The organism is Litoreibacter ponti, assembly GCF_003054285.1.
Lineage (GTDB): Bacteria > Pseudomonadota > Alphaproteobacteria > Rhodobacterales > Rhodobacteraceae > Litoreibacter > Litoreibacter ponti.
Genome location: NZ_QBKS01000001.1, coordinates 2,520,460 through 2,534,870, shown reverse-complemented (window position 1 = coordinate 2,534,870; position 14,411 = coordinate 2,520,460). Strand labels below are relative to the sequence as shown.

The window sequence follows — 14,411 nt, the reverse complement described above, 5'->3', positions numbered from 1 at the left end:
TCTGACCCATGATCAAACACATGACATACGCCGCCTTGGCGCTCTCATTGGGGGCAAGCCAAGCCGCCGCCCTGTCCTGCCTGCGCCCAGACCCGGTCGCGGCCTTCAAAACCGTGGCAGAGGCGGATCAGACTTTCTTCATCGTCAACGGCCAGTTCGCGTTCGATACCGCTGGCATCCCGGACCCGTTCAAGGGCCCACCGCAAGAGGTCGCGGTCGACGCGACCTTCCGGGGCAAGCTCTTGACCAGCGAGGGTTTCACCGAGGACGTGCAGGCACCTGTCACAATTAATCTGGACTGCGCCGGACCATGGTGCGCCCGCATGAGCCCGAACACCGATTACATGGCCTTCGTGCTGCGGACGGATACCGGTCTGATCTTCAATGTCGACCCGTGCTACAGCTTCGCCTTCCCGAACCCGAAAGCGGACGCGATCAAGGCTGTCGAGCAATGCGCGGCGGGCGGCGAGTGTGAGGTCAAGAAAGAAGACGGGTAAAACCCGCCCTCTTCCAGATGTTTATTCCGCTGGAACTGCCTTTGCCTCAAGGCTCAGCGGCGCGGGCAGATGCACCAGCATCTCTTTTGGGCAGACCTGCACGAAATTGGCGCGCTCCACGTCCCAATCCTGAAGGATCCGCGCGGCCTTGACGCTTTCTGTCTCGGCCACATGCGCCTCGATCAGACTTTTCAGCTGGCTCTCCCAATGATCGACGGTGACAGGGCAGGTCACCAGCGTCTCCATGTTCATCAGCTCGGGCGACTCGCCATCGGGGTCATAAAGATAGGCCATGCCGCCCGTCATGCCGGCCCCGAAATTCGCGCCGATGGAGCCCAGGATCACAGCGACACCGCCGGTCATGTACTCGCAGCCATTGGTGCCGCAGCCCTCAATCACGACCTTCGCGCCGGAGTTTCGCACAGCGAACCGCTCGCCTGCCCGGCCAGCGGCGAACAGGTAGCCATCGGTTGCGCCGTAAAGCACCGTGTTGCCGATGATCGTATTCTCATCCGCCTTCAACGGGCTGTCCTGCGCGGGGCGAACGACGACGCGCCCGCCCGACAGGCCTTTGCCCACGTAGTCATTCGCGTCGCCAAAGACTTCCAGCTTCAGACCCGGCGCCGCAAAGGCACCCAGCGATTGCCCGGCAGAGCCGCTCAGCTTCACCGTCAAATGATCCGGCTGCAGATCGTTGCGCATCCCGAAGCGCTGCACGATATGGCTCGACGCCCGCGTCCCAATGGTCCGCAAGGTGTTCTGCACGGCATAGGACAGCTGCATCTTCTCGCCATCGTTGAAGAACGGCTGCGCGTCTTTAACGATCTGTGCATCCAGCGTGTCCGGCACCGCATTGCGCTCGCGGGTCCGGTCGTAGACGATCCGGTCCGCGCCATCGACAGTGATCAGCAGCGGGTTCAGGTCCAGATCATCCAGATGGGCAGAGCCACGCGATACCTGCGCCAGCAAGTCCGCCCGCCCGATCACCTCGTCCAGCGACCGCGCCCCGATCGAGGCCAGGATTTCCCGCACCTCGGTCGCGTAGAAGGTGATCAGGTTCACCACCTTATCCGCGGTGCCGGTGAACTTCTCGCGCAGCGCCTCGTCTTGGGTACACACACCCACCGGGCAAGTGTTCGACTGGCACTGACGCACCATGATGCAGCCCATCGCGATCAGCGCAGCGGTACCGATGCCGTATTCCTCGGCCCCCATCATCGCGGCCATGACAATGTCGCGCCCCGTACGCAAGCCACCATCCGTGCGCAGCGTGATCCGCTCGCGCAGGTTGTTCATCGCCAGCACCTGATGCGCTTCGGTCAAACCCATCTCCCACGGCAGACCTGCATATTTGATCGAGGTCGCAGGCGACGCGCCCGTCCCGCCATTATGGCCGGAAATCAGGATCACATCCGCTTTCGCCTTCGCCACACCGGCGGCAATCGTGCCAACACCGCTTGCGGCAACCAGCTTCACCGTCACCTTACAGCGTGGGTTGATCTGCTTGAGGTCGTAGATCAGTTGCGCCAGATCCTCGATCGAGTAGATGTCGTGGTGCGGCGGAGGTGAGATCAGCGTCACGCCCTTCGTCGAGTGCCGCAGCCGCGCAATCAGATCGGTAACTTTCATGCCGGGCAGCTGCCCACCCTCGCCGGGCTTGGCACCCTGGGCGACCTTGATCTCCAGCTCTTCGCAGTGATTCAGGTACTCGGCGGTTACACCAAAGCGGCCCGACGCCACCTGCTTGATCTTCGCCGAAGGGTTGTCGCCATTGGGCTCCGGCACGAAATGCGCCGGGTCCTCGCCACCCTCGCCCGAGTCCGACTTCGCGCCGATCCGGTTCATCGCCACGTTTAGCGTCTTGTGCGCTTCGGGCGATAGCGCCCCCAGCGACATGCCCGGCGTCACGAAGCGCTTGCGAATGGACGTGATCGACTCCACCTCATCCACCGAAATCGGCTCGCCCAGTGGCTTGATATCCAGCAAATCGCGCAAGTGAATGGGCGGATTAGCCTTCATCGTCTGGCTATACTGCTTCCACATGTCATAGCTCGCCCGCGTGCACGCAGCCTGCAGCATATGCATTGTCTGCGCTTCCCAGGCGTGTTTCTCGCCCGACCGACGCGCCTTGTAGAAACCGCCAATGGGCAGCACATCCGTGCCGTTGCGCCAAGCAGAGGCATGAACTTCCGCCACCTTGGTCTGGATGCCAGAGACACCAATACCAGAGATACGCGACTGCATACCCGGGAAATACTCCGCCACCATCGCGCGGCTCAGACCGACGGCCTCGAAATTCAGGCCCCCGCGATAGGACGAAATCACCGAGATCCCCATCTTCGCCATGATCTTCAAAAGACCTTGATCAATCGCATTGCGGTAGCTCGCCACCGCTTCGGTCAGGGACATGTCCAGCAGCCCGCGCTCGATGCGGTCGGCCAGCGAGTCCTCGGCCAGATAGGCGTTCACGGTGGTCGCACCGCAGCCGATCAGAACCGCAAAGTAATGCGGGTCGATACACTCGGCCGAGCGCACGTTGAGCGAGCAGAAGGTCCGCAAGCCCTTGCGCGTCAGCCACGAATGAACAGCGCTCGTCGCCAGGATCATCGGCATACCGATGCGATCCGCATTCTGGTCCTGATCGGTCAGAATAATGTGGCCCGCGCCAGAACGCACCGCATCTTCTGCCTCGTTACGCAGCTTGTCCAACGCGCTCCGCAGCGCGCCTTGGCCCTCATTGGCGTCAAACGTGCAATCAAGCGTCACCATGTCCGCGTTGAACTGGTCGCAAAGCTTGTCGAACTGCGCATTGCCGACGAACGGGCTGTTCAGCACCAAAATCTCGGTCTGGGATGAATCCTCGTCCAGCACGTTCTTGAGGTTGCCGAACCGGGTCTTCAGGCTCATCACGCGGAATTCGCGCAAGCTGTCGATTGGCGGGTTCGTCACCTGGCTGAAGTTCTGGCGGAAGAAATGCGACAGCGGGCGGTACTTCTTCGACAGCACCGCGCTAGGGGTGTCGTCGCCCATGGACGCAAGCGCCTCCTTGCCATCGTCGGCCATCGGCGCGAGGATTTGTTCCAGCTCCTCAATAGAATAGCCCGCCGCGATCTGGCGCGTGCGCAGCTCCGAGCCGGAGAAGATAGCGGTCTCCTCCACGTCCAGCGTGATCTCATCCAGATCGGTGATCTTGCCGACCCAATCGCCAAACGGCAGCGCCGCGGACATCTTGTCCTTCAACTCGGTGTCATGGAACAGCTTGGCCTTGCCCATGTGCACGCCAATCATCTGCCCTGGCCCCAATGCGCCCTTCTCGCGCACGGTCGCCTCGTCGAACGGCACCATGCCCGTCTCGGACCCTGCAATCAGAAGGCCGTCGCCGGTCACCGCATAGCGCATTGGGCGCAGGCCGTTGCGGTCCAGACCCGCCACAACCCAGCGCCCATCGGTCATCGCCAGGGCGGCGGGGCCGTCCCACGGCTCCATCACAGAATTGCAGTAGGAATACATGTCCTGCCACGCTTTAGGCATCTCGACCGCTTGCTTGGACCACGACTCGGGCACCAGCAGCGTCTTGGCCATCGGGGCCGACCGGCCCGAGCGCACCAGCACTTCAAACACCGCATCCAGCGCCGCCGAATCCGACGAGCCCTGCGGTACGATGGGCTTGATATCTTCCGCCCGATCCTCGAACGCGCCGGAGGCCATGCGGATCTCGTGGCTCTTCATCCAGTTCAGATTGCCCTTCAGCGTGTTGATCTCGCCGTTATGGGCCAGCATGCGGAACGGCTGCGCGAGCCACCACTGCGGGAAAGTGTTGGTCGAATAGCGCTGGTGGTAGATCGCAAACGCGCTCTCGAACCGCTCGTCCATCAGGTCGGGGTAGAACTCGGCCACTTGCTCGGCCAGCATCATGCCCTTGTAGATGATCGACCGGCAGGACAACGAACAGATGTAGAGCCCCGGCACTTGCGCGGCGGCGGCGGCTTTTTCCACCCGGCGGCGGATCACATAAAGATCGCGCTCGAACTCTTCTTCCTCGACGCCTTTGGAGTTGGAGATCAGGATTTGCTCGATTTCGGGCCGCGTCGCGTTGGCCTTGTCACCAAGGCACGCGATGTTCACCGGCACGTGCCGCCAGCCGTAGATGTAGTAGCCCATCCGCAGCACTTCGCTCTCGATGATCGTGCGGCAGGTCTCCTGCGCGCCGTGATCCGTGCGCGGCAGGAACACCTGACCCAAGGCCAGCAATTCGTCACGCAGGGTGTGGCCGGTGCGCTCGACCTGTTCGCCGAAGAACTTGAACGGAATCTGCACATGAATGCCTGCGCCATCGCCGGTCTTGCCGTCGGCGTCGACCGCGCCGCGGTGCCAGACGGCCTTCAGCGCATTGATGCCGTTCTCGACGACCTTGCGGGATTTCTTGCCATCAATGGACACGACAAGGCCCACCCCGCACGAGGCGTGCTCGTCCGCCTCGCGGTAGAGCGAGTTTTCGTCCATGTAGCGGCGCTTCTCTTCCTCGTGGGCCACCCAGTCCTGGTCAAACTTGGTCATCTCGAAAGGCTCCTTGTTAGGGAAGTGTTCATTGATTGGGTCATCATCGCTGACCCATGAATTTGGAGGGGTCGGGCAAGTTGCCCGACAAAAGTCCGACGGAAAGCCGACGTAAGTCCGACCGTCGATTTCAGGTCAGATTGGCAGGACGTTTCAGCTTGGGATGCTCTCGGAAATAGGCTTCGGCAGAGGAAAAACCCTCGTATTCCGACCGCTTCATTCCGCCCGCGCGCCGGACCAGTTGCTTCATGCGACCGACCCGGTCGTTGAGCCCCGCAAACACCATCTTGCGCAGTGTGTCCGACGCTTTCAGGTTGCGGACGAAGTTGTGGTCGCCACCCGCGAATATGAAGTGCTTCACGTTCTCGGCCTCTGGCATCAAACGCCAATGCATCTGCTCGTCGGGCGTGTCGCCGTGGAACATGTAGATCGAGCAATTGCTGGGAAGCTTGTCCAGCGCCTTGTGCGGCCACTGCGTGATCTGCCTGCGAAACCACCACCACCGCTTTTCGTCCGGCACGACCTCGGGATGGACCGAATATTGCGGCGCGAAGGCGATGATTGAGGTGAACGGCATCTTGCGGCCCATCACCAGCGCATTGAACGCGCCCATGCTGCTGCCAATCGCGATGATCTGCGTGATCTGGTGTTCCAGCACGTAGTCGCTGATCACCGAGACAATCTTGGCCGCCATCCCGTTGGCGTTCATCCAGCTGCGCGACATGTCCGTTACGCAGATCACATGATTGAGCCCCTTGCGCGACGTCATGCTCACAAATTCCTTTGGCGGTCGCGTCTCGCGCTCCCGTCCCACGGAAGTGAAGCTGACCACAAGCCGGCCGCTCGTCCCGGGCGTCGCTTCGATCCTCAAGGGATCCACATCGTGCAGAAGCGTGAACTCCAGCCGGGGCGTTTTGTTGGTCATATCTCACTCGGCAGCAACCTGCGCCGCGGCGTTCAGCTGGTCCAGGATCGCTTCGGCCGCCTCGCGTCCGTCCCGGATAGCCCAAACAACCAGGCTTGCGCCACGTTGAATATCACCGCAGGCGTATACGCCCGGTAAAGATGTCTCATGGGTGCGGAAATCGGCCTTCACCGTGCCCCAGCGGGTCACTTCCAGCTCCGGCACATCCCACAAGGACGGCAGCGCTTCGGGCTCGAAGCCCAGCGCCTTGATGACCAGATCGGCGTCTTCGACATAGTCCGCGCCCTCAATGATCTCGGGGCTCTGGCGGCCAGAGGCATCCGGCGCGCCAAGGCGCATTTTCTGCACCATCACGCCCTCGACCGTGTCGCCGGTGAAGCCTTTTGGGGCAGACAGCCATACGAATTCGACGCCTTCCTCTTCGGCATTTGCCACTTCGCGCTGGGAGCCGGGCATGTTAGCCTTGTCGCGGCGATACAGGCATTTGACCGACTTGGCCCCCTGCCGGATCGCGGTACGCACGCAATCCATCGCGGTGTCGCCGCCACCGATCACGACCACACGCTTGCCTTCGGCGTTCAGCTCGCCGCTGTCGAACTCCGCCACCGCATCACCAAAGCTCTTGCGATTGCTCGCGGTCAGGAAATCAATCGCGCGCACGATGCCCTTCGCGCCAACGCCGGGCGCGGGCAGGTCGCGGGATTTGTAGACACCGGTGGCGATCAGGATAGCGTTATGGGTCTTCTGCAGCTCAGCGAAAGTGACGTCCTCGCCCACGTTGCAATTCATCTTGAAGGTCACGCCGCCCTGCTCCAGCTGGTCGATGCGCTTCATCACGACGTCCTTCTCCAGCTTGAAGCCGGGGATGCCGTAGGTCAGAAGCCCGCCCGCGCGATCATAGCGGTCATAGACAGTGACCTGCACGCCTTGGCGGCGCAGCATATCTGCAGCGGCCAGACCACCCGGGCCCGCACCGATGATGCCGACGCTCTCCGTGCGATCATGGGAAGGTGCGGCGGGCTTCACCCAACCGTTTTCCCACGCGGTGTCCGTGATATATTTCTCGACCGATCCGATGGTGACCGTACCATGGCCGGACTGCTCGATAACACAGTTGCCTTCGCATAGGCGGTCCTGCGGGCAGATGCGGCCGCAAATCTCTGGAAACGTGTTCGTGGCCTGGCTGATCTCGTAGGCCTCTTTCAGACGCCCTTCAGCGGTCAGGCGAAGCCAGTCAGGAATGTTGTTATGCAACGGGCAATGGGACTGGCAGTAGGGCACGCCACACTGGCTGCAGCGCCCGGCTTGCTCCTCGGCCTTGGCCTCTGCGTACTCTGCATAAATCTCGTTGAAATCTTTGGCGCGTAGATCAGGAGGACGCTTCTCTGGCATGTCCCGGTCCACATTCACGAATTGCAGCATGCGTTGCTTGGCCATATCCATACTCCTGATTGAAGCGCCTGTTTATTTTGAGACCATGGGGAATAAAAGTCACTCGTGCTGACCTATTATTCATTTTCTTGGCATAGGAAAGGAAAAACTGACCCTTATCGGCAATTATTAGGTCAGTATGAGTTACCTACATAGTGACTTCTCATTTAAATCCTGCCCTTTAGGTTGAGGAAAACCGATTCGAGGCCCGCAGTTCATGTCCCTGTTCCACCTGATCCTTGTGGCGTTGATCCAGGGTCTGACCGAGTTTTTGCCTGTCTCCTCCTCCGGCCATCTCATCTTGCTTCCGGGTCTCACCGGCATGCAGGACCAGGGCCAGATGATCGACGTTGCCGTGCATGTCGGCACGCTGTTCGCCGTGATCCTTTATTTCTGGAGCGACGTGAAAGTCGCAGCCCACGGCACAACGCGGCTAATGAAGGGCAAGGTGGACACGCAAGGGGCATGGCTGGCTATGTGCCTCGGGATCGCGACGGTGCCCGTGATGGCCTTCGGTCTGATCCTGATGGTGACCGGTCTGGGCGACATGCTGCGCTCGGTCGCGCTGATTGGATGGACGATGCTGATCTTTGGCCTCGTGCTCTACTGGACGGACCAGAAAGGCGCGGTCGAGAAAACCGCCGCACGCTGGTCCATAAAGGACGCGGCCGTCATGGGTCTGTGGCAGGCGATTGCGCTGATACCCGGCACCTCCCGCTCCGGCGCCACGATCTCGGGCGCGCGCCATCTGGGCTACGGGCGGGAGGACGCGGCGAAGCTCGCAATGCTGATGTCTATCCCGACCATCATCGTCTCCGGCCTTGTGCTGGGGGTCGAGGTCATCGCCGACGCCAATATGCAGCTCGCCCGCGACAGCATCCTCGCCGCAACGCTGGCCTTCATCTCGGCCCTCTTCGCGCTGACGCTGATGATGCGCCTGTTGAGATCCGTCAGCTTCACGCCTTACGTGATCTACCGCGTCATTCTCGGGATTGTCCTACTGGTCTACGCCTATTCGTGATCGGCGCGCAGATTGCTCGCGGATTCCTTGATGGCGTCGTACTGCCCAGAGGGCCGGAAGCGCCACAAGTAGCTCGGCAAGATCGCTTCCATCGCGACCGGCTCGATACCCAGATCAGCGAAGGTTCTTGTCTCGCCGGACACCACATTGTCCACGGCCAGATTGCGCACCTGATCGCGGGTCACAGGACCCTTGATCAGCCCGCCACTGATGAAGCTGAGCACGTCGAAAGAGGTGCCCATGATCCGTCCGATGAAGAACGGAATGTTCACGATCAGCCGACGCCGGCGGACGATATCCAGCATGGTCTGCATTAGCTCGCGGAACGTGTCCACATCGGGCCCGCCAAGCTCGTAGATACCACCAGCGGCCTCGCCAGTGACGCCCTTGACCGCGGCCCGCGCGACGTCGTCGACATAGACTGGCTGGAACTTCGTGTCCGCGCCAACCACCGGCAGGATCGGTCCAAAACGCGACATGGAGGCGAAGCGATTGAAGAAATCATCCTCCGGCCCGAAGACGATGGACGGGCGCAGGATCACGGCGTTGGGCATATGCTCCACCACGCCTTCCTCGCCGAGGCCCTTGGTGCTGGCATATTGGCTTTCGCTTTCGACATCCGCGCCAATGGCAGAGATATGCACCATCCGCGTGATCCCGGCCTCAGACGCCAGCCGCGCGACCCGCTCGGCCCCTTCGTGCTGCACGGCGTCAAACTTGTTCTTGCCTTGCGGTGCCAGGATGCCGACGCAGTTCACCACTGCATCTGCTCCCTGCATCACCGCCGCCACCGAGGCGTCATCGCGGATGTTGCACAGCACCGGCTCGACCTGGCCCACGACGCCGTAGGGCTTCACGAAGATCGCCTCGTTCGGGCGGCGCACGGCGACCCGCACGCGCCAGCCTTCCTTGGCCATGCGGCGCGCGATGTAGCGGCCCACGAAACCTGATCCGCCGTAGATGGTGACGAGCTTGGACATGTAACTTCCCTTCAAGGCTGGCTGGCCCAAGGTTTACTGACGCCCTTCCCCCCAAGCAAGGCGCATTTCGCCGCCCTTCCGCGCCGATCCAAGGCAATTTTACGCAAGCCGCGCGAATCCCGTTGACAGCGAGAATGCTGCAAACTAATCACCGCCCACCAACACCTGTGCCCAGGTGGCGGAATGGTAGACGCGCCAGCTTCAGGTGCTGGTGTCCGTATGGACGTGGAGGTTCGAGTCCTCTCCTGGGCACCAAACTCCCCTCCTTGTGCAGAGTCAGGACGGCGAGCGACGTGATTTCGATATTCGATCAAAGCCTGATGGGCGGCCTCTTCGGAGACCCCGAACTGCGCGATATTCTGTCCGAAGAAAAGACCCTGTCGCGTTACATCGAGATCGAGGTGGCCTATACAAAGGCGCTCGGTCAATCCGATGCCGTAAACCCTGATATCGCCACCCGAGCCGCCACCGCCATCGAGAGCGCGCAGATTTTCACCGACGCGCTGCATCGCGCCAGCGGGGTCGATGGGATTATCATTCCGGACCTGATCCGCCAGATCAAAGAACGCGCAGACCCCGAATTGCACGCCGCCATCCACACCGGCCTGACGTCACAGGACGTGATGGACACCGCGCTTGTGCTCGCTTTGCGGGAGGCGAACAGCCTTTTGTCCCAGCGCATCGAAGCGGTCGGTCAATCCCTTGGCGCGCTGCACGCGCAATTCGGCACCCACACTATGATGGGCGTGACCCGGATGCAGGATGCGCTGCCTATCACTGTGGGCGACCGCATCGACGCCTGGGGCATGCCGTTCGACGACCATCAGACCCGCTTAACGGAACTCACCCCACGACTGATCCGCCTGCAGATCGGCGGACCTGTCGGATTGCGCGATCTGCCCGACGGCGTGGCACAGGCGCTTGCCGCGACGCTAGACCTGCCGCTGCCTCCCAAGGCGTGGCACAGCATGCGCGACGGGCTGGCGGAATACGCGAGCTGGCTGTCCCTTGTCTCTGGCACGCTGGGCAAGATGGGTCAGGACATCGCCATGATGGCGCTGCAGGGCCGCGAGATTTCCCTATCCGGCGGCGGCACATCCTCTGCCATGGCGCATAAGAAGAATCCGGTGAAGGCGGAGCTTCTGGTCACCCTCGCGACCTTCAACGCCACACAGCTCGCCGGGATGCACACCGCATTGCGGGCAGAGCTTGAACGCTCCGGCGCGATGTGGGCCCTTGAATGGATGCTGCTGCCGCAGATGATCGCGGCCACTGGCCTGGGGCTGAACACGGCGCTGTCGCTTTTGAAAGACATTAAGGATCTGGGCGCACCGGCGTGAGCCGTCATTGAATAATTGCGCCGAACCCCCTATTGCGCGGGGGTAATCGCGAAAGGGCCCAGAGAATGGCGAACTTCCTGCATAAGGGCGATCTGCCCGACGACCTCGATCTTGGCCCGGTAGTGGCCATCGATTGCGAGACGATGGGCCTGAACCCGCATCGCGACCGGCTATGCGTCGTGCAGCTGTCGGGCGGCGACGGCAATGCGCATCTGGTGCAGATAGCGCAGGGCCAGACGGAGGCGCCGAACCTGTGCAAACTGCTCGAAGACCCCGAGATCCTGAAGCTCTTTCATTTCGGCCGCTTCGACATCGCCGCGATGCTCAACGCGTTTGGCGCGCTCACCGCGCCCGTCTATTGCACCAAGATCGCGTCCAAGCTGGTTCGCACCTACACCGACCGCCACGGCCTGAAGAACCTGTTGCAGGAGCTGCTGGGCGTTGATGTCTCCAAGCAGCAGCAATCCAGCGACTGGGGCGCGCCCGAGCTGACCAAGGCGCAGCATGATTACGCGGCCTCGGACGTGTTGTATCTGCACAAGCTGAAGTCCGAGCTCGACCGGATGCTGGAACGCGAGGGCCGTATGGAGATGGCGCAGGCCTGTTTTGACTTCCTACCGATGCGCGCTCAGCTGGATTTGGCCGGCTGGCCTGAAATCGACATCTTCTCGCACTAAGTAAGTCAGATGAGCATCGACCCTTCAGATTTTCTGGCGATCGGCCGCCGCGTGATCTCGCGCGAAGCGGCTGCCTTGGCGATGCTGGCCGATGCGCTGGACGACAACTTCGCCCGCGCCGTCGAGTTGATGCTGGACGCCAAGGGCCGCGTGATCGTCTGCGGTATGGGCAAGTCAGGCCATATCGCGCGCAAGATCGCGGCAACCTTGGCATCCACAGGTACGCCCGCGCATTTCGTGCATCCGGCGGAGGCGAGCCATGGCGATCTGGGCATGATGGCCCAAGGCGACGTGGCGCTGATCCTGTCGAACTCTGGCGAGACGCCGGAACTGGCGGACGTGATCGCCTACACCCGCCGCTTCAACATTCCGATGATCGGTGTCGCGGGACGCCCCGGCTCGACCCTGATCAAGCAATCCGACGTCGCGCTGATCCTTCCGCCTGCGGAGGAAGCCTGCGATACCGGCGTCGTGCCCACGACATCGACCACAATGACCCTCGCGCTGGGTGATGCGCTCGCCATCGCGATGATGGAACATAGGCGCTTCACGCCAGAAAACTTCCGCGACTTCCATCCCGGCGGCAAGCTGGGTGCGCGCCTGTCAAAGGTGGCCGACCTGATGCATGACGGCGAGGAGCTGCCGGTGATCGACGAAGCGACGCCCATGTCAGAGGCCCTGATCGCGATCAGTCAAAAGGGCTTTGGCGTCGTCGGGGTCACTTCGCAGGAAGGTGCTCTCGCCGGGATCATCACCGATGGCGACTTGCGGCGGCATATGAACGGGCTGCTCGAGATGAGCGCGGCAGACGTCATGACCGCGAACCCGCAGACCATCGCGCCGGATGCGCTCGCCGAACAGGCAGTTGCCGTTATGAACGAGCGCAAGATTACCTGTCTGTTCGTCACTGAACGCGGCCAAGGCGGTACGCCACTGGGTATTCTGCATATTCACGACTGCCTGCGCGCAGGCGTCGCCTGACCCCGTGGCGCGCCGGATCGACAATCGCTACTCTCGCTTCGTGCAATGGGCAAAAGTGATCTTTCCGCTGGCGGCGCTTGGTCTTCTGTCGACCTTGTTTCTCTTTTCCCGGACGATCGATCCATCCGACGCGATCCCGTTTGCGGATATCGATGTGGAGCAGATTGCCCGCGATCAGGTTCTGTCCTCGCCGCGCTTCTCTGGCGCAACGGACGATGGCACCGCGATCACCGTGGACGCGGCCAGCGCTGTGCCCGACCTCACTGACCCGCGACGCATGAATATCGAGGAGGTCGTCGCCCGGATCGAAAGCCCCAATGGCCGGTCCTACGGCATTACATCCCTGCGCGCCCGCTACGACGGCAACACAGAGACGTTGGAACTGAATGGTGACGTGCGGATCGGGACATCCAACGGCTACAGGCTGGAAACCGAAACCCTGACCACAAACCTGCAAACCAGCGCCATTACTGCCCCGGGCAAGGTCTTCGGCAAAGGTCCGCCGGGCATTATCGAGGCCGGCGCGATGGAGCTGACAGGACAAGACGGCACACAGGTTCTTGTTTTCAAGAACGGGGTGAAGCTGATATATGACCCCAAAGAGTAGAGGGTATCGATGAAGGTTTTCACCGCAGCTGCGCTGGTTCTGGCGCTCGGGATCGGCTCAGCGTTCGCACAGGGCGCGAGCGTCGCCTTCGGAGGGCTTCAGCACGATGCCTCACTCCCCGTCGAAATCACCGCCGATGAATTGACTGTCGATCAGGCCACCGGCTCCGCCGTGTTCTCTGGCAATGTCGTGGCCGGGCAAGGCGAGATGCGCCTCAGCGCCGCGCGGGTTCAGGTCGAATACGCGACACAGAACGGACAGGCGACGGGTCAGATCAACCAACTTGTGGCGACCGGCGGCGTAACTCTCGTGAACGGGGCCGAGGCCGCCGAAGCGCAACGCGCCGTCTATGCGGTGGGCTCTGGTGAAATCGTCATGACCGGCGATGTCGTGCTGACCCAAGGGGTTAATGCCTTGTCGGGCGAGAAGCTGACAGTTGACCTGAATACGGGCAGCGGCCGGATGGAAGGCCGCGTCAGAACGATTTTCCAGACCGGCGGCAATAACTAATGGCTGAGGGGCCATCCCTGAGCGTCCAGGACGGCTCGTCCGGGCTGAAGGTTGTCGGCTTGCGCAAGAACTACAAGCGTCGGCCTGTCATTCGCGATGTCTCGCTAGAGCTCGCCCGGGGCGAGGTCGTGGCCCTGCTGGGGCCGAACGGCTCTGGCAAGACCACCTGTTTCTACTCGATCGCAGGGCTCGTGACCCCCGAGGCTGGAACCGTCAGCATTGATGGTCGCGACGTGACCCTTCTGCCGATGTATCGCCGGGCGAAGATGGGCATCGGCTATCTGCCGCAGGAGATGTCGATCTTCCGGGGCCTGAGCGTTGAGGACAACATCCTTGCTATCCTCGAGATCGCAATCAGCGACCGTACGAAGCGGCGCGAGCGCCTTGATGAGTTGCTCAACGAGTTTTCCATCGGGCACCTGCGCCGCGCGCCTGCCCTGTCGCTGTCCGGTGGTGAGCGCCGCCGCGCCGAAATTGCGCGCTGTTTGGCGGCTGATCCCAAATACCTGCTGCTCGACGAACCCTTCGCGGGGGTGGATCCAATCGCCGTGGGCGAGATTCGCGGGCTGGTGGCTGACCTGAAAAAGCGCGGGATCGGGGTGCTGATCACTGATCATAACGTGAGGGAAACCCTCGAAATCGTGGACCGCGCCTACATTCTGCACGACGGTCATGTGCTGATGAGCGGCACCACCGAAGAAGTCGTCAAGGACGAGAATGTGCGCCGCGTTTATCTCGGTCAGAACTTCCGAATTTCCTGACCAGGCTTTCTCTTTTTGTTGACAGCGACCCCTCTCAAGACGCCAAATGGGGTCAATGAGAGACTCAAGGCCCATGGCAACCCGGTTGCCTCGCGCAGACGATACGAGCAGGCGTCCCGGTGTT

12 protein-coding genes and 1 tRNA gene are annotated in these 14,411 nt (G+C 61.7%); 9 read left to right on the top strand and 4 right to left on the bottom strand.

Translation table 11 applies throughout. The annotated features are described in order from the left end of the window. Window positions 1-20: 20 nt before the first annotated feature. Window positions 21-497 carry a hypothetical protein gene (locus C8N43_RS12840; RefSeq protein ID WP_158269979.1) on the top strand — a complete coding sequence of 159 codons (477 nt, stop codon included), beginning with the start codon at window positions 21-23 and terminating at the stop codon, window positions 495-497. A 21-nt stretch (window positions 498-518) separates the two neighbouring features. On the opposite strand, the gene gltB is transcribed toward C8N43_RS12840, so the two are convergent. The 3 genes from gltB to C8N43_RS12825 all read right to left on the bottom strand — a co-directional run bounded on the left by gltB (window position 519) and on the right by C8N43_RS12825 (window position 7,416). Then, on the bottom strand, window positions 519-5,054 hold the full coding sequence (gene gltB, locus C8N43_RS12835; RefSeq protein ID WP_107845977.1) for a glutamate synthase large subunit: 4,536 nt from the start codon (window positions 5,052-5,054) through the stop codon (window positions 519-521). Between the two features lie 130 nt (window positions 5,055-5,184). After that, complete coding sequence (locus C8N43_RS12830) at window positions 5,185-5,979, bottom strand: alpha/beta hydrolase (RefSeq protein ID WP_107845976.1); 795 nt, start codon at window positions 5,977-5,979, stop codon at window positions 5,185-5,187. 3 nt (window positions 5,980-5,982) lie between these two features. Next, the gene (locus C8N43_RS12825) at window positions 5,983-7,416 is read right to left on the bottom strand and encodes an NAD(P)-dependent oxidoreductase (RefSeq protein WP_107845975.1); all 1,434 of its coding nucleotides are present in this window, start codon (window positions 7,414-7,416) and stop codon (window positions 5,983-5,985) included. A gap of 211 nt (window positions 7,417-7,627) precedes the next feature. On the opposite strand from C8N43_RS12825, the gene C8N43_RS12820 reads away from it, so the two are divergent. Further along, window positions 7,628-8,431, top strand: a complete 804-nt coding sequence (locus C8N43_RS12820; protein WP_107845974.1) for an undecaprenyl-diphosphate phosphatase — start codon at window positions 7,628-7,630, stop codon at window positions 8,429-8,431. Here C8N43_RS12820 and C8N43_RS12815 read toward each other — a convergent pair. Beyond that, on the bottom strand, window positions 8,422-9,411 hold the full coding sequence (locus C8N43_RS12815; protein WP_107845973.1) for a complex I NDUFA9 subunit family protein: 990 nt from the start codon (window positions 9,409-9,411) through the stop codon (window positions 8,422-8,424). The two genes, C8N43_RS12820 and C8N43_RS12815, sit on opposite strands and share 10 nt — an antisense overlap. A gap of 169 nt (window positions 9,412-9,580) precedes the next feature. On the opposite strand from C8N43_RS12815, the gene C8N43_RS12810 reads away from it, so the two are divergent. From C8N43_RS12810 to lptB, 7 genes are all read left to right on the top strand, one after another. Beyond that, window positions 9,581-9,666: transfer RNA gene (locus C8N43_RS12810), tRNA-Leu, on the top strand. Window positions 9,667-9,704: 38 nt separating this feature from the next. Further along, on the top strand, window positions 9,705-10,751 hold the full coding sequence (locus tag C8N43_RS12805) for a 3-carboxy-cis,cis-muconate cycloisomerase (RefSeq protein ID WP_245912991.1): 1,047 nt from the start codon (window positions 9,705-9,707) through the stop codon (window positions 10,749-10,751). Between the two features lie 65 nt (window positions 10,752-10,816). Next, complete coding sequence (locus tag C8N43_RS12800; protein ID WP_107845972.1) at window positions 10,817-11,428, top strand: ribonuclease D; 612 nt, start codon at window positions 10,817-10,819, stop codon at window positions 11,426-11,428. Window positions 11,429-11,437: 9 nt separating this feature from the next. Next, the gene (locus C8N43_RS12795) at window positions 11,438-12,409 is read left to right on the top strand and encodes a KpsF/GutQ family sugar-phosphate isomerase (RefSeq protein WP_107845971.1); all 972 of its coding nucleotides are present in this window, start codon (window positions 11,438-11,440) and stop codon (window positions 12,407-12,409) included. 4 nt (window positions 12,410-12,413) lie between these two features. Further along, window positions 12,414-13,016 carry an LPS export ABC transporter periplasmic protein LptC gene (lptC, locus tag C8N43_RS12790; protein WP_158269978.1) on the top strand — a complete coding sequence of 201 codons (603 nt, stop codon included), beginning with the start codon at window positions 12,414-12,416 and terminating at the stop codon, window positions 13,014-13,016. A gap of 9 nt (window positions 13,017-13,025) precedes the next feature. Beyond that, the gene (lptA, locus tag C8N43_RS12785; RefSeq protein ID WP_107845969.1) at window positions 13,026-13,526 is read left to right on the top strand and encodes a lipopolysaccharide transport periplasmic protein LptA; all 501 of its coding nucleotides are present in this window, start codon (window positions 13,026-13,028) and stop codon (window positions 13,524-13,526) included. Further along, window positions 13,526-14,287, top strand: coding sequence for an LPS export ABC transporter ATP-binding protein (gene lptB, locus C8N43_RS12780; protein ID WP_107845968.1), 762 nt, complete (start codon window positions 13,526-13,528; stop codon window positions 14,285-14,287). The genes lptA and lptB overlap by 1 nt, the downstream gene beginning before the upstream one ends. The last annotated feature ends 124 nt before the right edge of the window (window positions 14,288-14,411 follow it).